Below are 19,329 nucleotides of genomic sequence, written 5' to 3'. Positions count from 1 at the left end.
AGAGGAAGCCGGATCTGCCGCTTCCGGAGGTCGGGCGCGGCCGGGCGGGCCGCGATGTACGGGCCGGCCTTCGCCCCCGACGGACGGCGGCCGGCACCGTCGACAAACAGGTTCTCCTGTGGCGGCTCCCGGCCGGCGCGGTCCGGCCGGGGTCCCGTGGCCGCGGGAGCCCGGCCCGGAAGTGCGGGGGCCGGCCCGGGTCCGAGCAATCCGGGCAGCGGTGGACAAGGGCGATTCCAGGCCATTTTTCGGCCGGTGGAACCTCTTCCCATCGGCCGATCGGATGCCGAATCGGATGCCGACATCCGCCCGGACGCCCTCTCTCAGGTCACAGTGTGGCAAATACCGGTGAGTTCTGTCCGAGTTATGGAAGTTTGCGGTGTGGGTCGAGTGAACTCTGTGCATCAAGTGTGGAGGCATCCCCTTTTCGGCTGTGATTTCTCCCGTACAGTTGCGCATCGCGTGGACTTCTGAGTTCCACCGTCATCGCCATGTGGGCTGGGGGGCCGGGACAGGTGTCGGGTTTTTTCGATGAGGTTTGGTCGTGGATCGTCACGGCAGTGGGGGAAACATCGTGGCGTGAGCTGATGCCCCTCGGTATCGCGGGGGCATTCGTCTGGGCGCTGTGGCTCTACCGGGCCGTGCTCTCGCGCTTCGCGAAGCCGGTGGTGAATGATTTCCGCACCACGGTGTCCGTGGTTGTTCCGGCTTACCGGGAGGACCCGCAGATTCTGCTGGACTGCCTGGACACTTGGCTGGAACAGGACCCCACCGAGATCATCATCGTGCCGGATGTGGACGACACGGAGGTGCTGCGCCGGCTGGCGCAGGTGGAGGATCCGCGGGTGCGGGTGCTGGCCTTCGAGCACCGCGGGAAGCGTTCGGCGCTCGGGGTGGGCATCAGGGCCGCGACCAGTGAGCTGATCGTGCTGGTCGACTCCGACACCCGCTGGCAGCCCGGGCTGCTCGCGGCCGTGCAGATGCCCTTCGCCGACCCGGAGGTCGGCGGGGTCGGGACCCAGCAGAACGTCTATCTCCGGCACACCAGCGTCTGGCGGCGGCTGGCCGACTGGCTGGTCAATCTGCGCTACTACGACTACGTCCCGGCCATGGGCCGCGCCGGAGCCGTGGCGTGTCTCTCCGGCCGGACCGCCGCCTACCGGCGTGCCGCGGTCGAGCCGGTGCTGGAGAACCTGGAGAACGAGTTCTTCCTCGGCCGCAGATGCGTCGCCGGGGACGACGGCAGGCTGACCTGGCTGGTGCTCGCCTCGGGTTACAAGACCGTCCACCAGTCCTCCGCACGGGCGCTGTCGATGTTCCCGTCCTCCTTCTCCGCCTTTGTGAAGCAGCGGGTGCGCTGGAGCCGCAACTCCTACCGCTGCTATCTGACCGCCCTTTACAAGGGCTGGCTCTGGCGGGCGCCCCTGGTCACCAAGATCACCGTGCTGCAGATTCTGCTGACCCCGGTGACGATGGGCATGGCGCTGGGATATCTGCTCTTCAGCCGGCTGGAGCTCAATGGCCGCGGTGTGGTGCTCGTGGTGATCTGGCTGGTGGTGGGACGCGGTATTCGCGGCTACTCCCATCTGCGGCGATTCCCCCAGGACATCTTCCTGCTGCCGCTGCTGGCACTCGTCGTGATCATGATTTCGCTACCGATCAAGCTGTATGCCTTCATCACCATGAACAAGCAGGGCTGGCTGACCCGTACCAGCACGAGTATCGGCGGCGAGGGACAGGACTCCGCCTCTCTCATCAACGCGGCACGGGCCGGTGCGCCCTCTCCGGCAGGGGCGGTAAAGCAGTGACACAGCAGCAGAGATGGTCCGCAGGGCGGAACCCCCGTATCGCACGCATCCTGGTGACGCTGCCCGTCGCCGGATCGCTCCTCCTGGCCGCGCCCTCGTCCGTGTCGGCGGCGCCGGAGTCGGCACCGGCCGCGGCGCCGGCCGATGTGGATCCCCGGGACCTGGAGCTCACCGCGGAGGACGCGGAGAACCAGGCCACCCTCGTGGCCGCCGAGGACCACCGGCTCGACCAGGTCCGCGCGGTGGCCGCCGTCGCCCCGCTGAAGGGCCCGCAGTGGACCCGGCCGTACCGGCTGGACACCCAGGGCGGCTACACCCTGGTACTCACCCAGCGCACCAAGCCGTACGGCGTCTCCGATCTGCTCAAGCTCGCCCCGCAGACCTTCGTCCGCAAGCGGGACGGCTCCTATCTGCTGACCGAGAACATCTATCTCAACACCGGGGCCAAGCTGAAGCTGTCCAGCCCCGGCGGTCTGCATCTGCGGCTGGCCAGCAACACCAAGGGCTTCGTCTCCATCGTCTCCTTCGGCGGCCGGCTCGACCTGGAGGGCACTCCCCAGGCCCCGATGCGGGTCACCAGCTCGGACACCCGCAGCAATGACCCCGACCTGGACGTGCGCGACGGCAGGGCCTATCTGCGCGCCATCGGCGGCCAGTTCTCCATGACCCACACCCGGGTCTCCAACCTCGGCTTCTGGAGCGGGCGCACCGGCGGGCTCAGCCTCACCGGGACCGACCGTCCCGACACCGGCAACATCAAGTACTCGGGCGAGGATCTCAACCAGCGCGAGCAGTCGGCGGCCGACGACAAGGCCGAGCGGCGCGACGAGCAGACACCCCGCAGCAGCGGAGTGATCGCCGAGCCCGCCGGCGAGCTGTCGACCCCGGACGGCCGTTTCTCGGTCCCCGATCTCTCCTACCTCTCGGCGGAGATCAGCAACTCCAGCATCACGGGCAATCTCTTCGGGATGTTCGTCTCGGGCGCCAGCGGGGTCAACATCACCCGCACCCGGGTGGACAAGAGCCTGGAGGACGGTGTGGTGCTGCACCGCGGCGTCACCAATGTGGTGGTCGACCGCAGTGTCTCCGAGAAGAACAAGGGCGACGGCTTCGTCCTCTCCCGCGCCACCCAGCAGGTGCGGGTCACCGGCTCCAAGGCCCTCTCCAACGGCGGCAACGGCTTCACGCTCAGCGGCCGGCCGCTGGCCGACGGCCCCTCGGCCGCCGGTGAGTCGATCGCCAGCTACGGATCGAACTCGGTCTCCCACAGCACCGCCGTCGACAACGGCCGCTACGGCATCGAGGTCTTCGGCGGCGCGAACGTCGGAGTGCAGGACAACAAGGTCGAGGGCGGCGACATGGGCATAGTGGCCCGGGAGAACGCCAGCAAGGTCGCCATCACCGGCAACCACCTCACCGGCCAGGCCCGGCAGGGCATCTCGGTGCGGGACGGGGTGTCGGGCGCGACCGTCAGCGGCAACCTCATCGAGGGCACGGACACCGGCGTCTATGTCCGCGACTCGCGGGCCGAGGTGCGCGGGAACACCGTCCAGGACGCCACCGAGCACGGGATATCCCTGGTGGGCGGGGTCGGCAAGTCCATCGTGACGTACAACGTCGTCGCCGGTGTCGGCCCGAGCGCGCTGGACGTCAGCCGGGCGCGCGGCGACATCACGCTGAAGCAGAACCAGACCTTCGCCTGGCACGACACCAGCACCTTCTGGATCAAGTTCCGTCACTACGCCAGCCCGATGACCCTGCTCTGGACGGCGATCCTGCTGCTCATCCTGGTCTCCGCGATCCTGGGTGCCCGCCGCAGGAACCGCCGGGGCGGCATTCAGCTGGGCGCCCACCCGTACGCCGACAAGATGCCACTGCCCAGCGCACCCGCCACCGAGGTCGCCGTGGAGCCCGGTCACGAGGACGACGAGACCAGGCCGGGCGGGCGCCACCGGATGCCGGCGATGACGGTCGGCCGCGGTTCGCGGTAGCACCCCGCTCCGGGCCCGGCCGGAAACGACCGGGCCCGCACCCGACCACCGGCCCCACAACACGTCCCCGCGAAGCCGGAGTTACCGACCATGTCATCCGTTCCGCCGAAGCCGTCGCAGCCGCCCCAGCAGCCGCCGGACTCCCCACCGCCCGGACGGCCGGGGATTCCCCGCAGCCCCGCCGTCTGGCTCTCCGGCAGCGCGCTCCTGGTCGCCCTGATCGCCCTCGCCGTGGCCATCGCCGGGAGCGGTGACGGCTCCGGCGCGGTGAAACCGGGAGCGACCAACGCCGGCCCGAAGGAGACCTGGTCCGTACGGCCCGGGATCGTGCCCAGCGATCCGGGGGAGCCCGATCCGGTGGTGAGCGACGACCCGGCGGCGTCCACGGGCGCCGGCACCGGCGGCAGCGTCCCGCCCGCGCCCTCCGAGAATGTCGACTGCCCGACCGCATCGGTCACCGTGAGCGACGCCCGCGCCCTCAAGGAGGCCTTGGCCGGCGCGGCGCCCGGGGACAGCATCCGGCTCAGCGACGGTGTGTACGAGGGCCGCTTCGTGGCCACGGCCGCCGGCACCGCCGAGAAGCCCGTCTTCCTGTGCGGCGGCGCGGGCGCGGTCATCGACGGCGGCGGCATCAAGGGCGGATACGCGCTGCACCTCAACGGCGCCGCCCACTGGCGGCTGATCGGCTTCACCGTGACCAACGGCCAGAAGGGCGTGATGGCGGACAAGGTCCAGGGGACCGTGATCCAGGGCCTCACGGTCGAGCGGATCGGCGACGAGGCCATCCATCTGCGCAACTTCAGCTCCGGCAATGTGATCCGGGAGAACACCATCCGCGCCACCGGGCTGCGGAAGCCGAAGTTCGGCGAGGGTGTGTACATCGGCACCGCCAAGTCCAACTGGTGCACGGTCTCCGACTGCAAGCCGGACAACAGCAACGACAACGACATCATCGACAACGACATCACCGGCACCACGGCCGAGGCCGTCGACATCAAGGAGGGGACCACCGGCGGCAAGATCGTCGGCAACTCCTTCGACGGAGCGAAGCTCTCCGGCTCTCACAACGACTCCTGGGTCGACATCAAGGGCAACGGCTGGCTGATCCAGGGGAACACCGGCCGCAACTCCCGGGAGGACGGCTTCCAGACCCATGAGATCGTCAAGGGCTGGGGCACCGGCAACACCTTCAAGGGCAACACCGCGATCGTGGACGGACCCGGCTGGGGCTTCCGTCTCACCTCCGACGGCAACAAGGTCACCTGCGACAACAAGGTGACCGACGCCGCCAAGGGCCTCGCCAACGTCGACTGCGGTTCCTGACCCCGGCCGGCCCTCTCCCCCACCTCGTCACGTCACCGGCCGCCGTCTCCGGCGGCCGGTGCGGTGAGCCGTCACACCCCCGTACACCCGGCGCGACTCCGCGGCCGGCCGGTCCGGGTACCGCACCGTCACCCCCCTCCGCACACACCGACCAGATCCCACAGACCCGGAGGCAAGCATGACCGCTCCCGCTCCCGCTCCTCGTATCACCGTCATCGGCACCGGCTATCTCGGTGCCACCCACGCCATCTGCATGGCCGTTCTGGGCTACGACGTCCTGGGTGTGGATGTGGACCCCGGGAAGATCGAACGGCTGACCGCGGGTGAGGTGCCCTTCTTCGAACCGGGGCTGCCGGAGCTGCTCACCAAGGCGCTGGACTCGGGCCGGCTGCGCTTCACCACCGACCCGGCGGAGGCGGCGGAGTTCGGGGACGTCCACTTCATCTGCGTGGGGACACCGCAGCTCAAGGGCTCGCACGCGGCCGACCTGTCGCATGTCGACAGCTCGGTGGAGGCCCTGGCCCGGCATCTGCGCCGGCCGGCGCTGGTGGTCGGCAAGTCCACCGTGCCGGTGGGCACCGCCGCCCGGCTGACCGAGCTGGTCCAGCGGGTGGCCCCGGCCGGGAAGGATGTCCAGCTCGCCTGGAATCCGGAGTTCCTGCGCGAGGGCTACGCGGTGGAGGACAGTCTGCGGCCCGACCGGCTGGTCTTCGGGGTGGCGTCGGAGTGGGCTGAGCAGCGGCTGCGGGCCGCCTTCGCGCCCGTGATCGAGCAGGGCACCCCGGTCGTGGTCACCGATCTGCCCACCGCCGAACTGGTCAAGGTCGCGGCCAACTCCTTCCTGGCCACCAAGATCTCGTACATCAACGCCATGGCGGAGGTCTGCGAGGCCACCGGCGCCGATGTGACGGCGCTGGCGACGGCGCTCGGCCACGACGACCGGATCGGCGCCCGGTTCCTGAAGCCCGGCCTCGGCTTCGGCGGCGGATGCCTGCCCAAGGACATCCGCGCCTTCACCCACCGCGCCGAGGAGCTGGGCGTGGGGCAGGCCGTGGCCTTCCTCCGCGAGGTCGACGGCATCAATCAGCGGCGGCGCGCCCGAACCGTGGACCTGGTCCGCGAACTGACCGGCGGCGAGCTGGAAGGTGTGCGGGTGACCACGCTGGGGGCCGCCTTCAAGCCCAACTCCGACGACATACGCGACGCCCCGGCGCTGGACGTGGCCCGCACCCTGCACCGGGCGGGTGCCCGGGTGACGGTGGTCGACCCGGCCGCGACGGAGAACGCCCGCCGTGCCTTCCCGGAGCTGGAGTACGGCACGGACGCCATCAGCGCCGCGACCGGGGCCGATGTGGTGCTGCTGCTGACCGAGTGGACGCAGTTCCGTGAGATCGATCCGCATGCGATGGGCGCGGTGGTGGCCCGGCGGCGCATCGTGGACGGCCGGCACGCCCTCGACCCGGTCGAGTGGCGCGCGGCCGGGTGGGAGTACCGGGCCCTGGGCCGCCCCTGACGCGCGCGCGGCCCGTGCCCCGGTGTCCGGGGCACGGGCCGCGGCGGGTGGGTCACACGGAGGGCGCTCCCGTCACGGTGCGCTCGCCGCCGGCCACCCGCAGCCATCGGTTCACCCCGATCCTGGCGAGGAATCGTTCATCGTGGCTGACCACCATGAACGCCCCCTGATAGGAGGCCAGGGCGCTCTCCAGCTGTTCGGTGCCGGCCAGGTCGAGATTGTTGGTCGGCTCGTCCAGCAGGAGGAGCTGGGGAGCGGGCTCCGCGCACAGCACACAGGCGAGGGTGGCTCGCAGCCGCTCACCGCCGGACAGGACCCCGGCCGGCAGATGGGCCCGGGCTCCCCGGAAGAGGAAGCGGGCCAGCAGATTCATCCGCTCGGCCTCCGGGCGGTGCGGCGCGGCGGCGGCGAAGTTCTCGGCGACCGTGCGGTCCGGGTCCAGCAGATCGAGCCGCTGGGAGAGATACGCGATCCGGCCGTCGGCGCGCCTGATCGAGCCGCTGTCCGGGTGCTCTGCGCTCCCGGCGCTCCCGGGGCCGGCGGCGCTTTCGGCGGTCTCGGCGGTCTCGGTGGTCTCGGCGCTCTCGGCGGTGAGGTCACCGCTGACCAGACGCAGCAGGGTGGTCTTGCCGGCGCCATTGGGGCCGGTCAGCGCGATGCGTTCCGGGCCCCGGATCGCCAGGTCCGCCCCCGGATCGCGGAAGACGTCCCGGCCGCCGAGCCGGACCCGCATCCGCTCGCCGAGGAAGAGGGTGCGCCCGGCGGGCACACTCGTGTCCGGCAGCTCGACGGTGATGCGCTGATCCTCCCGGAGCGCCCGCTCCGCCTCGTCCAGGCGGGCCCGGGCCTCCCCCAGCCGGCCGGCGTGGATCTGTCCCGCCCGGCCGGCGGATTCCTGCGCTCCGCGCTTCATGTTCCCGGCGAAGATACGGGGCAGGCCGGCGCTCTTGAGATTGCGGGCGGCATTGCCCGCGCGGCGCTCGGCGCGTTCACGGGCCTGCTGCATCTCCCGCTTCTCCCGCTTCAGCTCCTGCTCGGCGCTGCGGATGTTCTTCTCGGCGACTTCCCGCCCGGCCCGTACGGCCTCCTCGTACGCGGTGAAGTTGCCGCCGTGGAAGCGCAGCTCCCCCCGGTCGAGCTCGGCGATCCGCTCCATCCGGTCGAGCAGGGCGCGGTCGTGGCTGACCAGCAGCAGGCAGCCGGTCCAGCTCTCCAGCACCTCCTGGAGCCGGCGGCGGGCGGGGAGGTCGAGATTGTTGGTGGGCTCGTCGAGCAGCAGCACATCCGGATTCCCGAGCAGCCGGGCGGCGAGCCCGAGCGAGACGATCTGGCCGCCGCTGAGGGTGCTCAGCCTGCGGTCCAGGGCGAGCCCGCCCAGCCCGAGCCGGTCGAGCTGGGCGCGGGTGCGCTCCTCGATGTCCCAGTCGTCACCGATGGCGGTGAAGTGTTCCTCGCTCACATCCCCCGACTCGACGGCGTCCAGGGCGCGGATCACCGTGTCCACGCCGAGAACCTCGGCGACGGTGAGCCCGCCGGTGAGGGGAAGGGTCTGCGGGAGGTATCCGAGGGTGCCGGCGACGGACACCGACCCGGCGCGGGGGCGCAGCTCCCCGGCGATCAGCCGGAGCAGGGTGGACTTGCCGGCGCCGTTGGGGGCGACCAGACCCGTACGGCCGGCGCCGGCGGTGAAGGAGAGGTCCGTGAAGACCGGGGTGTCGTCGGGCCAGGCGAAGGAGAGATTCGAGCAGACGATGGAGGCATCGGACATGGAAGAGACCTCGGGGAGGACGGGCGGGGCGGACTTCCGCCCCGGCGGTGGGGAAAAAGGGGACGACAGGGCGGCCACGCTCGGCGGTGCTCCGGGGCACCGGCCGGTGGCCGTCAGGACCGGGTCTCACCCGGTGATGTCGTCGTCACCCACCACGTCTGCTGTCTCTCCTCGGTAAATGATCACAGGCGAATGATCAGCGCCGGATTCAGCGTACCGAAGGGGGCCGGGCCGGGCGAGACATTTATCCCGCCCGGCGAGGCGTCCGGCGGTCCGGCGGACCGGCGGACCGGCAGTCCTGTCAGTCCGCCAGGTGCGGGCGGACCGCGCGGGCGATGGCGTCCATTCCGGCGTCATTGGGGTGGAGCCGGTCCCCCGAGTCATAGGCGGGCAGCAGCCGGTCCGGGTCCGCGGGGTCGCGCAGCGCCCGGTCGAGGTCGGCGACCGCGTCATAGGCGCCGCTGGTCCGGATCCAGGTGTTGACCTCCTTGCGCATCGCCTCCTTCGCCTCGGACCAGTAGCCCCACTCCACGCCCTTGAAGGGGGTGAGCGTGGCGCCGATGACGGTGATCCCGCGGGCGCGGGCCATCCGGATCAGGGCCTTGTGGCCGTCGATGAGCTGCCGGGCGGTGATCTCGGGGGCGGCGCCGCAGCCGAAATCCGGGCTGCCCGAGCTGCCGATGTCGTTGATGCCGATGAGCACGACGGCGGCGCGCGCACCGGGATGGTCCAGGACGTCGTGCCGGAAGCGGGTGAGGGCCTTCTCCCCGAAGCAGGGCGAATCGGAGAGCAGCCGGCTGCCGCTGATGCCGGAGTTGACCACGGCGAGCCGGGACCCGCCGGCATGAAGCCGCTCGGCGAGCTGGTCGGGGTACCGGTTGTCGGCGCCGGGGGTGGAGCCGGCGCCGTCGGTGATGGAGTCCCCGAAGGCGACGGCGGTGCCCTCGGCGCGGTGCTCGGAGACCTCCACGCCCGAGACCGCGTAGTAGGAGTAGGACTCCTCGACCGCGCCGGCGAACGCCTGCCCGGAGATGTCGCGGGTCCGGTCGCCGGGCGCGCGGTAGGTGGTCGTCAGCCCGTCGGAGTGGAAGGAGACGGGGCCGGTGGGCCCGGCGAAGTGGAGGGTGATCGTCAGCCGCTCCAGGGGACGTACGCGCAGCGCGACCGGGTCCGAGGCCAGCTCTCTCCCCGGCGCGACCGACACCCCGCGCGCCGCGCCGAAGCGGAGCGTCCGCAGGCTGCCGGGCCGCACGGCGGCGCCCTCGGCGGTCCGGGCGACGGTGGCGGCGGTGACGACGAGCGGCTGGGTGCCGTATCGGTTGGAGACCCGTACCCGTATCCGGGAGCCCCCCGCGCTGATCCGGACGATCTGCCGGACGCTCTCGGCGGAGAACCCCTCCTCCGACCAGTTGGGCGGCCACCCCGGGGGCACGGTCGGCCGCTGATGCGCGGCTCCCCAGCTGCCGGCCCAGCCGCCCCTGTCGGCCGGCGCGGGGCCGGCGCCGGTCGCGGGTGTGGTGGTCAGAACGAGTGCGGTGGTGGTGGCCACCGCGAGGGCCATGGCCGGGAGATGCCGGATCGCCGAGCGCCGCATAAGTCCGTGCCGCCTTTCCCGGGCCCTCAACGGGCCCACCCCGTAAGCGAGTTCGAGATCAACTCCGGGATCGTACGCCCGGCGCGGCGATCTCCGCGGGGATTCCGGCCACGGGTTTCACTCCGTTGCGCAGCCGGGTTCGCCCGGGGGCGACGGGGACACGGATCCGGCGCGCGCCCCGTGCGGGGCGAGGGCACCGCGGGGTGCGGCAACCCGGCCGGCGCCGGCGCCGTACAGCCGCCCGAGGAGCCCGCACACCGCGGCCGGACCGGGTGGCCCGACACCGCCCGCGCCCCTCGCGCGCACCCTCCGCCCGGCCCCGAATCACCGTGCCCCGTCCCGGAATGCGCCGTTCACGGACCCCGCCCCCGGCCGGAAAGAAAGGTTAGGTTAACCTAAGTCCATGTTGGTTGCTCATGACTCCGGCCACGACCGCGCAGAGGCGGCGTCCGCCGTCTCACCGCGGTGGTCCGCGCCGGTGGTCGGCGGGCCCGAGGTCTCCTCGCCGTACCTGCTGACCACGGCCGTCTTCGACGGCGGTGAGCCCATGGGGCCGGTCTTCGAGGGAGCGCACACCCATCCCGACGCGCTCCTCGCATGGCCGCACGCCGGATCCATGACCCTGCACACCCCGGCCGGGGTGCGGCGGCTGGTGCCCGGGCAGGGGATCTGGGTGCCGCCCGGGACCCCGCACGTCTCCGGCGCCGACCCCGGCGGGGTGGCCTGCTACACCTATGTGGCCGAGGCCGCGATCCCCGCCGCGTGGACCTCGCTGCGGGCGGTCAGGGTGGGGCGGGCGCTCCAGGAGATGCTGCTCCATCTCGACGCGACCCCGATGCCCGACGACCTCCGGCTCCGCACCCAGCGGGTCATTCTGGAGATGCTCCAGGACGATCCGCTGCCGGTGCTGGAGGTCCCGCTCCCGGCGGACTGGCGCATTCAGGCCCTCGCGGACGACGTCCTGCGCGACCCGGAGAGCGATCGTTCCCTGGAGGAGTGGGCGGCGCGGCACTCGCTGAGCGTGCGGACGGTCACCCGGGCCTTCAGCCGTGACATCGGGATGTCGTTCACCCGCTGGCGTTCCCTGCTGCGCATGTCCGCGGCGACGGCACTGCTCGCGCAGGGCCGGCCCGTCAATCTCGTCGCGCACCGCTGCGGCTACTCCACGACCAGCGCCTTCAGCGCGGCGTTCCGCCGGGTCACCGGTGTCAGCCCGACCGAGTACCTGCGCGAGCGTTCCGTACCGGCGCCCGCCGGCCGTCCGGCGGAGAGCCCGGAAGTCTTCGACGGCGACCGCGACCGGCCACCCACTGGCCGATTCGCGACGCACCATGGCCGGGGCACGACGCCCACCGGCCGCCGAATGCCCTAACGTTGGCCGAAGTGAGGGTTACCTAACCTCGGGCATGGCGGGCCGGGCGCCCCCTGTCCCGGCCGCGCGTGTACGTCCCGCACCGCTGTGACGGCTCGCACCCCCGACCGCCGTCGCATCCCTCGCGGTGCGCAGAATCAAGGAGAACCATGTCCCTGTCCACGGCCGCCCCCACCCGGGCGGCCCGCCCCGCCAGGATCTGGACCCGTGTCGCGGGACTGGCTGTCACCGCCGCCCTCGTCCTGACCGGCTGCGGCACCTCGTCCTCGGGATCCGGCGACGACACCAAGGCCGCCGGCGCGGCCTCGGCCGGCGCCTTCCCCGTCAGCATCAAGCACGCGCACGGCACCACCGAGATCCCCGAGAAGCCCAAGCGGATCATCACCGTCAGCTGGATGAACCACGACGTGGTCGCCGCGCTCGGCACCGTCCCCGTCGGCGTCGACAAGCAGTGGGGCGGCGACAAGGACGGCCACACCCCCTGGTTCCGCACCCAGGTCGAGAAGCTCGGCGGCAAGCTCCCCGAGACCCTGAACTACGGGGACTCCGGGGAGATCGACTTCGAGCAGATCCTCTCCCTCGACCCGGACCTCATCGTCGGCCTGTACTCCGGCATCACCGATGTCGACTACAAGCGCCTCAGCGAGATCGCGCCCACGCTCCCCTACCTGGAGCGGCCCTTCGACGGGGGCTCCTGGCAGGACATGACCCGCACCATCGGCAAGGCTCTCGGCGAGAACGAGAAGGCCGAGAGCGTGATCACCGACGTGGAGGGCACCCTCGCCACCGTCGCCAAGGAGAACCCGCAGTTCAAGGGGAAGACCTTCACCTACGGCACCTCCCTCACCCCGGGCTCCACCGACCTCGGCCTCTATGTCGACTACGACCCCCGGGTCCGGCTGCTCACCGAGATGGGCTTCGAGAACACCCCCTCGATGAAGGCCATCACGGACACCGTCAAGGGCACCAACTTCTACGGCGGCGTCAGCCTGGAGAAGCTCGACGACATCAAGGCCGATGTCTTCGTGGGCTGGGCGTACGACCCCAAGGAGGTGCCGTACACCCTGAAGGACCCGCTCTTCCAGCGGTGGACGCCGATCAAGAACAAGAACTACGCGTTCGTGGACGAGGCACCCCTCGGCATGGCCACCAGCGGCCCGAGCGTGCTGTCGATCCCGTGGGCCATGGAGCGGTACGTGCCGCTGCTCGCCGACGCGGTCGCCGGCAAGGGCGCGGTCAGCTCCGCCGGCTCCTGACCCACCCGAACGCCCGGCCCACCGCCCCACTCGCGAGGAATCACCCGTGACGACCGCTCCACCCCCCGGTGAGACCACCACCGCACGGCGTGACGCGCCGGGCCCGTACTCCGGTACGGGCCCGGTCCCGCGTCACCGGCACCGCTCCCTGGTGCTCATCGCCGCTGTCGCGCTGCTGCTCGCCATGACCGTCCTCAGTGTCATGGTCGGCGCCCGCGCGATCCCTCCGGGCACCGTGTGGGACGCCCTGTTCCACTACGACGGCAGCGCCGACGAGCATGTGATGGTCCGCGAGCTGCGGCTGCCGCGCACGGTGATCGGACTCCTGGTGGGCGCGGCGCTCGGGCTGTGCGGTGCCCTCATCCAGGCGTTCACCCGCAACCCGCTGGCCGATCCCGGAGTCCTCGGGGTCAACGCGGGCGCGGGCTTCGCCGTGACCTTCGCGGTGGCGGTGCTCGGTCTGACCGACCCGGCGCAGTTCGTCTGGTTCGCGCTCGCCGGGGCCTTCGTGCTGACCATCCTGGTGTACGTCCTCGGCTCGCTCGGCGCCGACCGCGCGACCCCGGTGAAACTCACCCTCGCCGGTGTCGCGCTCACCGCCGTCTTCAGCGGGCTGACCTCGGCGCTCACCCTCAAGAGCCTCCAGACCCTGGACCTCATGCGGTTCTGGGGTGTGGGCTCGATCGGCGGGCGCTCGCTCGACATCCTCCCGGTCGCCCTTCCCCTGATCGGGACCGGAATCATCCTCGGCCTGCTCAGCGCCCACTCGCTCAACGCTCTCGCGCTCGGTGACGACAGCGCCCGCTCGCTGGGTGTCCGCCTCGGCACCACCCGGGCCGCGGTGGTCCTCGCCGTCACCCTGCTGGCCGGGACCGGTGTCGCCGTCGCGGGTCCCATCGCCTTCGTCGGGCTGATGGTGCCGCATGTGGTGCGCTGGTTCACCGGCCCGGATCAGCGCTGGATCCTCCCGCTGACCCTGATCGTCGCCCCCGCCTTCCTGCTGGCCGCCGACATCACCGGCCGGGTGGTCCTGCCCTCCGGGGAGCTGCGGGTCGGCCTCGTCACCGCGCTGATCGGCGCCCCTGTCCTGGTCGCCCTGGTCCGGCGGCGGAATGTGAGCGGACTGTGAGCAGCCACCCCACCCGGGAGCCCGGACCCGTCATGACCTCCGTTCGCACCGCGCCCGCCGCCGGGAAGGCCCGTGTCGATTTCGGACGCACCGTCTGGACCTGGCGGCGGGCGGGCGCCGCGCTGCGCGTGGACCGCCGCTCCGTGCTGGTCTGCGGCGCGCTCGCCGCGGTCATCCTCGTACTCGGTGTGGTGACCCTGGGCACCGGGTCCATCTCGCTCTCCCCCGCGCAGGTGGTGACCGCGCTCCTGGACCCGGAATCCGACCGCCGGGCGCGGCTGGTCGTCGTGGACTGGCGGCTGCCGAGACTGCTCTTCGCGCTGGTCTGCGGCGCCGCGCTGGCGATCAGCGGGGCGCTCTTCCAGTCGCTCACCAAGAATCCGCTCGGCTCCCCGGACGTCATCGGTTTCTCGTCCGGCTCCTATGCCGGGGCCACCGTGGTGATGCTGTTCCTCGGCACCGCCAACTATGCGGCGGTCGGGGCCGGCTCGCTGATCGGCGGGGCCGTCACCGCGCTGCTGGTCTATCTGCTGGCCTACCGGAACGGACTGCATCCGTTCCGGCTGATCATCGTGGGTATCGCGGTCGGCGCCGGGCTCAGTTCACTGACGTCGATGATGCTGCTCTCGGTCAATCCCCAGCAGGCGATGCTGGCGGCCACCTGGGCGGCCGGTTCGCTCGGCGGGCTCGGGTTCGAGCAGCTGGCGCCCACCGCCGTCGTTCTCGCCGTGCTGCTGCTCCTCGCGGTCGCCGCCGTCCGTCCGCTGGTCCACCTGGAGATGGGCGACGACATGGCGGCGGCCCTCGGGGTACGGGCGAACCGCGCGCGGCTCGCCGGGACCGTCGTCGGGGTGGCGCTCACCGCCCTGGTGACCGCCGCGGTCGGCCCGATCGCCTTCATCGCCCTGGCCGCCCCGCAGATCGCCCAGCGGCTGACCAGGAGTTCCACCACGCTGCGGATCGTGCCCGCCGCGCTCACCGGCGCGGCCGTGCTGGTCGCCGCGGACTTCGCCGCCCAGCGGCTGGAGCTGCCGGTGGGGGTGGTGACCGTCTGTGTGGGCGGTGCCTATCTCGCCTGGCTGCTCGCCCGTCAGTACACGGCCCGCCGATGAACCCCGCCCCGCCGCCCTCCCGTTCCCGAGGACCTCTCATGCCCCCGAAGACCGACCACCCCGGGCCGCACACCGCGCCCGAGCCGGCGCCCGCCCGGCTGGAGGTGCGGGACGCCACCTTCGGCTACGCCCGCCGCCCCATATCCGAGCATCTGGACCTCCGGATCCCGGACGGCTCCTTCACCGCGATCATCGGCCCCAACGCCTGCGGCAAGTCGACCCTGCTGCGTGCGGTGGCCCGGCTGCTGGCCCCCAGCGCCGGGCAGGTGCTGCTCGACGGCCGGCCGATCGCCGAGTACCGCTCCAAGGAGGTCGCGCGGCGGCTGGGTCTGCTGCCGCAGACCTCTCTCGCCCCCGACGGGATCACCGTCGCGGAGCTGGTCGCCCGGGGCCGTTATCCGCATCAGACGCTCACCCGCCAGTGGACGGCCGAGGACGAGCGGGCCGTGGCGGAGGCGATGGCCGCGACCGCCGTCACCGGTCTCTCCGGCCGTCTGGTCGACGAGCTCTCCGGCGGGCAGCGCCAGCGCGTCTGGGTCGCCATGGTGCTCGCGCAGCAGACCCCCGTCCTGCTGCTGGACGAGCCGACGACCTTTCTCGACATCGCCCACCAGATCGAGCTGCTGGAGCTCTTCACCGATCTGCACCGCTCCGGGCGCACCCTCGTCGCGGTGCTGCACGATCTGAACCACGCCGCCCGTTACGCGACCCATCTGATCGCCATGCGCGACGGCCGGGTCGTCGCGGAGGGCCCGCCGTCCGAGGTGATGACGGCCGACCTGGTGCGCGAGGTGTTCGAGCTGCCGTGCCGGGTGGTCCCCGACCCGGAGACCGGGACCCCCATGGTCGTACCGCTGGCGCGCCGGCGGGACACCGCGTGAGCCGGACGGAGAAGGGCGGCGGCGGCCGGGAGCCCGGGATACCCACCGGGGAGCTCTTCAGGATCGCGCTGCTGCGGGGCGGGCGGGGGCTGCGGCTGGGTCTCACCACCCTCGCGTTCATGCTCCACCAGCTCTGCGAGGCGCTGGTCCCCATCCTCATCGGCGTCGTCATCGACCGGGCGCTGGAGCCGGGCGACTCCGCCGCCCTGTTCCTGTGGCTCGGGGTGCTCGCCGGGGTGTTCCTCACCCTGTCGCTGTCGTATCAGCGGGCCGCGGCGGCGATGGTCGGTGTCTACGGCTACGCCGAGCAGGAGCTGCGCCGGATGGCCGTGACCCGGCTGCTCGACCCCTGGGGGATGCGCCGCCGCCCGGGACCGGGCGAGGCCCTGTCCCTGGTCACCTCCGACACCTACCGTGTCGCGGGCGTCTCCTGGAGCGTCACCCAGCAGGCGGCCACCGTCACCGCGATCCTCACGGCGTCGGCGGCGCTGCTGCTCATCTCCGTCCCGCTCGGCCTCGGGGTGATCGTCGGCACGGTGCTCTTCCTGCTGCTGATGCGCCGGCTCGCGGCGCCGCTGGAGGCGCGGGGGCTGGCCGAACAGGGCTCCGCCGCACGCGCCGGGGAGGTCGCCACCGACATGATCACCGGGCTGCGGGTGCTGACCGGGATGAACGCCCGGGCGGAGGCGGCGGCCCGGTACCGGGCCGCGAGCGACGAGTCGAAGCGGGGCACCGTCGCCGCGTCGCGCGCCGTCCTCGCGTACTCCTCCCTCAGCCTGCTGCTCTCCGGTGTCTTCCTCGCCGTGCTGGCCGGGGCGTCCGGTCTGCTGGCCCTCGACGGCCGGCTGACCATCGGCCAGCTGGTGACCGTGCTGGGCCTCGCCCAGTTCCTCCAGGGCTCCCTCGCCCATGTCGGCACCTTCGCCTCCAACTGGGCGCACAAGCGGGCATCGGCCCGGCGGATCGGCGCCATGCTGGCCGAACCGCCCCTGGTCACCCCGCCGGCGCCGGCTTCCCCCGCACCGCCGGTTCCCGGCCCCCGCGGCCACTCCCGCACCGTCCCGGTCGTCTGGCATCCGCCCGGGCACGGGAAGCCGGTGGAGCTGCCGGCCGGCGCGCTGATCGGGGTGGTGCCGCGGAATCCCGCGCATGCGCGCGGGCTCAGCGACCGGCTGGCCGGGCGGGTCCCGCCGGAGCGGGGAGAGCTCCTGATCGACGGTGCGGACGCCGTCGACCTCGGCCCCGAGGCGGTCCGCGCCCATCTGACGGCCCCGCCCCACCAGGGCACCCTCTTCACCGGCACCCTGCGCGCCAATCTCACCGCGCGGGACGGCACCCCGGACCCCGCGGTGATCCGGGCGGCGATGCTGGACGACGTGCTGGAGCACATCGGCGGCGCGGACACCGAGATCGGCGAACACGGCCGCAGGCTCTCCGGCGGCCAGCGCCAGCGGCTGCTGCTCGCGCGGGCGCTGCACACCGATTCCGCCGTACTCGTCCTGGACGAACCGACCACGGCGGTCGACCCGGTGACCGAGGCGCGGATCGCGCGGGGGCTCGGGGAACTCCCCGGCACCACCGTGTTGATCACCGCGAGCCGCATCCTGCTCTCCGCCTGCGACCGGGTGGTCGACCTCACGGACACCCCCGGGGACGACACCACACGAGACAACGAGCCGAACGGATCCCTCCGGTGACCCCGCCCGCGACCGTGCCAATCACGGACACCACCAGCGCCCCGGACCCGGCCCGGCTCCCCGTCGCGAGCCCGGCCCGCACCCGGCGGGAGATCGTCCGCCGGCTCGCCCTGCGGCGCGGACGGCTGGCGCTCACCCTGCTCGTACTGCTGGCGGGGGCCGCGGCGGCCCTCACCACCCCGCCGCTGCTCGGCGCGGTGGTCGACGCGGTCGCCGGCCAGTCGGGGCGCGGCCGGGTGATCGCCCTCGGGGCGGCCCTGGCGGGCGCCTCCCTGGTGAGCGCCGTGCTCACCTACGCCGGCGGCCGGATGCTGGTCGGCCTGGTCCAGGACACCCTGGCCGGACTCCGCGAGGACGTGTTCGAGGCGGCGATGCGGCTGCCCGCCGACACCCTGGAGTCATCGGGGAGCTCCGATGTGGTCTCCCGGGTCACGGGCGATGTCGAGGCGGTCTCCGAGGCGGCCTCCGGCGTGCTGCCGGACATCACGGGGGCGGGCCTCACCGTGGTCCTCACCGTGGCCGGCCTCGCCGTCCTCGATCCCCGGCTGGCACTCGCCGGGCTGTCCTGCGTACCGCTCCACTGGTACGCCACCCGCCGCTTCCTCACCCGCTCGCACCGGGTGTACGCGGACATCCGGCTGCTGGAGGCCGGCCGCGGGCAGACCGTCATCGAAGCGGTACGGGGCGCGGAGACGATCCGCGCGTACCGCACCCAGGACACCCATCTGGCGGAGCTCGCGGACCGGGGCGAGCGGGCCATCGACCGGCAGCGGGACGGGGCGAAGCTGCGGAACAGCTTCTACGGTCTGCTGAACACGGCCGAGTTCGTGGGCCTGGCGGCGCTGCTGGCGACCGGGTACGTACTGCTCGGCCGAGGCGCCATCACCCTGGGGACGGCCACGGCGGCGGCGCTCTACTTCCACCGGCTCTTCGGCCCGATCGGTCTGCTGCTCACCAGTCTGGACGACATCCAGCGGGCGACGGTGGGCCTGGCCCGGCTGGTGGGCGTCACGGACGCGGCGCCGCCGCGCACGGCGGATCCGGCGCCCGCGGCGGGTTCCGCCGGGCCGCCGGCCATCGCGGTGACCGGGGTCCATTACACCTATCCCGGTGCCGCCCGCGAGGCGCTGCGCGACATCACCCTGACAATCCCGGCCGGCGCGACGGTCGCCCTGGTGGGCGCCAGCGGTTCGGGCAAGAGCACGCTGGCGCGGCTCATCGCGGGGTCCGGGATCCCGGACAGCGGGGTGATCGGCGTCGGATCCGGGCCGGAGCACGGTCCCCGGTATCTCGTCACCCAGGAGGTCCATCTCTTCGGCGGCACGCTCGCCGACAATCTCCGGCTGGCCGGGCCGGGGGCCGGGGACGCCGAACTCACCTCGGCGCTGCGGGAGACCGGGGCGGACTGGGCGCTGGAACCGGGACGCGGGCTCGACGCGGTACTCGGCGGCCCGGACGGCGCGGCCCTGGACGACGGTTCGGTCCAGCATCTGGCGCTGGCCCGGGTGCTGCTGGCCGATCCGCCCGTCCTCGTCCTCGACGAACCGACCGCGGAGTCGGGCCCCGCGAACCGCGCTCTCCTCGGCGCGGCGCTCGAACGCGTCACCCGGGGCCGGACGAGCGTGATCGTCGCCCACCGGCTGGAACAGGCCCGGGAGTGCGACCGCGTCGTGCTCCTGAAGGACGGCCGGGTGGCCGAACAGGGCACCCATGACGCCCTGCTGGCCTCGGGGGGCGAGTACGCGTCGCTGTGGCGGGCGTACACCGGCGGGTCCGGGGAGCCGGCCGCGGCCGGCGCGCGCACGGACACGAACGCGGACAGCACGTCAGACAGCACCGCACCGGCGCCGGACACGGCCGCCGGAACCGACAAGGAGCACTGAAC

General features: G+C 72.4%; 13 protein-coding genes. 11 read left to right on the top strand and 2 right to left on the bottom strand.

Annotated features, from left to right (window positions below; translation table 11 throughout):
• Positions 1 to 560 precede the first annotated feature (560 nt).
• The 4 genes from AAFN69_RS06775 to AAFN69_RS06760 all read left to right on the top strand — a co-directional run bounded on the left by AAFN69_RS06775 (position 561) and on the right by AAFN69_RS06760 (position 6,635).
• Entirely contained in the window at positions 561 to 1,808 is a 1,248-nt protein-coding gene (locus AAFN69_RS06775; RefSeq protein ID WP_347727389.1) for a glycosyltransferase family 2 protein, read from the top strand.
• Positions 1,805 to 3,799 (top strand): right-handed parallel beta-helix repeat-containing protein, encoded by a 1,995-nt coding sequence (locus tag AAFN69_RS06770; protein WP_347727388.1) that lies wholly within the window; start codon positions 1,805 to 1,807, stop codon positions 3,797 to 3,799. Before AAFN69_RS06775 ends, AAFN69_RS06770 begins: the two co-directional genes overlap by 4 nt.
• 90 nt (positions 3,800 to 3,889) lie before the next feature.
• Positions 3,890 to 5,122, top strand: a complete 1,233-nt coding sequence (locus AAFN69_RS06765) for a right-handed parallel beta-helix repeat-containing protein (protein ID WP_347727387.1) — start codon at positions 3,890 to 3,892, stop codon at positions 5,120 to 5,122.
• Positions 5,123 to 5,300: 178 nt separating this feature from the next.
• Positions 5,301 to 6,635 (top strand): UDP-glucose/GDP-mannose dehydrogenase family protein, encoded by a 1,335-nt coding sequence (locus tag AAFN69_RS06760; protein ID WP_347727386.1) that lies wholly within the window; start codon positions 5,301 to 5,303, stop codon positions 6,633 to 6,635.
• Between the two features lie 52 nt (positions 6,636 to 6,687).
• On the opposite strand, the gene AAFN69_RS06755 is transcribed toward AAFN69_RS06760, so the two are convergent.
• Together AAFN69_RS06755 and AAFN69_RS06750 are read right to left on the bottom strand one after the other, a co-directional pair.
• Positions 6,688 to 8,403, bottom strand: a complete 1,716-nt coding sequence (locus AAFN69_RS06755) for an ABC-F family ATP-binding cassette domain-containing protein (RefSeq protein ID WP_347727385.1) — start codon at positions 8,401 to 8,403, stop codon at positions 6,688 to 6,690.
• Between the two features lie 301 nt (positions 8,404 to 8,704).
• Positions 8,705 to 9,964 carry an SGNH/GDSL hydrolase family protein gene (locus AAFN69_RS06750; protein WP_347727384.1) on the bottom strand — a complete coding sequence of 420 codons (1,260 nt, stop codon included), beginning with the start codon at positions 9,962 to 9,964 and terminating at the stop codon, positions 8,705 to 8,707.
• Between the two features lie 436 nt (positions 9,965 to 10,400).
• Here AAFN69_RS06750 and AAFN69_RS06745 point away from each other — a divergent pair, with 436 nt between their 5' ends.
• From AAFN69_RS06745 to AAFN69_RS06715, 7 genes are all read left to right on the top strand, one after another.
• Entirely contained in the window at positions 10,401 to 11,369 is a 969-nt protein-coding gene (locus tag AAFN69_RS06745; protein ID WP_347727383.1) for an AraC family transcriptional regulator, read from the top strand.
• Positions 11,370 to 11,518: 149 nt separating this feature from the next.
• Positions 11,519 to 12,625: an iron-siderophore ABC transporter substrate-binding protein gene (locus AAFN69_RS06740; RefSeq protein ID WP_347727382.1), complete on the top strand. Its 1,107-nt coding sequence runs from the start codon at positions 11,519 to 11,521 to the stop codon at positions 12,623 to 12,625.
• A gap of 46 nt (positions 12,626 to 12,671) precedes the next feature.
• Entirely contained in the window at positions 12,672 to 13,754 is a 1,083-nt protein-coding gene (locus AAFN69_RS06735; RefSeq protein ID WP_347727381.1) for an iron chelate uptake ABC transporter family permease subunit, read from the top strand.
• 32 nt (positions 13,755 to 13,786) lie between these two features.
• Positions 13,787 to 14,866, top strand: a complete 1,080-nt coding sequence (locus AAFN69_RS06730; RefSeq protein WP_347727380.1) for an iron chelate uptake ABC transporter family permease subunit — start codon at positions 13,787 to 13,789, stop codon at positions 14,864 to 14,866.
• A 38-nt stretch (positions 14,867 to 14,904) separates the two neighbouring features.
• Entirely contained in the window at positions 14,905 to 15,747 is an 843-nt protein-coding gene (locus tag AAFN69_RS06725; protein ID WP_347727379.1) for an ABC transporter ATP-binding protein, read from the top strand.
• The gene (locus tag AAFN69_RS06720; protein ID WP_347727378.1) at positions 15,744 to 17,444 is read left to right on the top strand and encodes an ABC transporter ATP-binding protein; all 1,701 of its coding nucleotides are present in this window, start codon (positions 15,744 to 15,746) and stop codon (positions 17,442 to 17,444) included. The genes AAFN69_RS06725 and AAFN69_RS06720 overlap by 4 nt, the downstream gene beginning before the upstream one ends.
• On the top strand, positions 17,441 to 19,327 hold the full coding sequence (locus tag AAFN69_RS06715; RefSeq protein WP_347727377.1) for an ABC transporter ATP-binding protein: 1,887 nt from the start codon (positions 17,441 to 17,443) through the stop codon (positions 19,325 to 19,327). Before AAFN69_RS06720 ends, AAFN69_RS06715 begins: the two co-directional genes overlap by 4 nt.
• The last annotated feature ends 2 nt before the right edge of the window (positions 19,328 to 19,329 follow it).

The organism is Streptomyces sp. CAU 1734 (assembly GCF_039888735.1).
Lineage (GTDB): Bacteria > Actinomycetota > Actinomycetes > Streptomycetales > Streptomycetaceae > Streptomyces.
Note: the sequence above shows the minus strand (reverse complement) of the source record. Positions and strands in the feature narration are given on the sequence as shown.

Excerpts from the sequence above, each read along its gene's own strand:
- AAFN69_RS06765 (WP_347727387.1), top strand. The coding sequence starts at position 3,890 with ATGTCATCCGTTCCGCCGAAGCCGTCGCAGCCGCCCCAGCAGCCGCCG.
- AAFN69_RS06760 (WP_347727386.1), top strand. The coding sequence starts at position 5,301 with ATGACCGCTCCCGCTCCCGCTCCTCGTATCACCGTCATCGGCACCGGC.
- AAFN69_RS06755 (WP_347727385.1), bottom strand. The coding sequence starts at position 8,403 with ATGTCCGATGCCTCCATCGTCTGCTCGAATCTCTCCTTCGCCTGGCCC.
- AAFN69_RS06750 (WP_347727384.1), bottom strand. The coding sequence starts at position 9,964 with ATGGCCCTCGCGGTGGCCACCACCACCGCACTCGTTCTGACCACCACA.
- AAFN69_RS06745 (WP_347727383.1), top strand. The coding sequence starts at position 10,401 with ATGTTGGTTGCTCATGACTCCGGCCACGACCGCGCAGAGGCGGCGTCC.
- AAFN69_RS06740 (WP_347727382.1), top strand. The coding sequence starts at position 11,519 with ATGTCCCTGTCCACGGCCGCCCCCACCCGGGCGGCCCGCCCCGCCAGG.
- AAFN69_RS06730 (WP_347727380.1), top strand. The coding sequence starts at position 13,787 with ATGACCTCCGTTCGCACCGCGCCCGCCGCCGGGAAGGCCCGTGTCGAT.
- AAFN69_RS06725 (WP_347727379.1), top strand. The coding sequence starts at position 14,905 with ATGCCCCCGAAGACCGACCACCCCGGGCCGCACACCGCGCCCGAGCCG.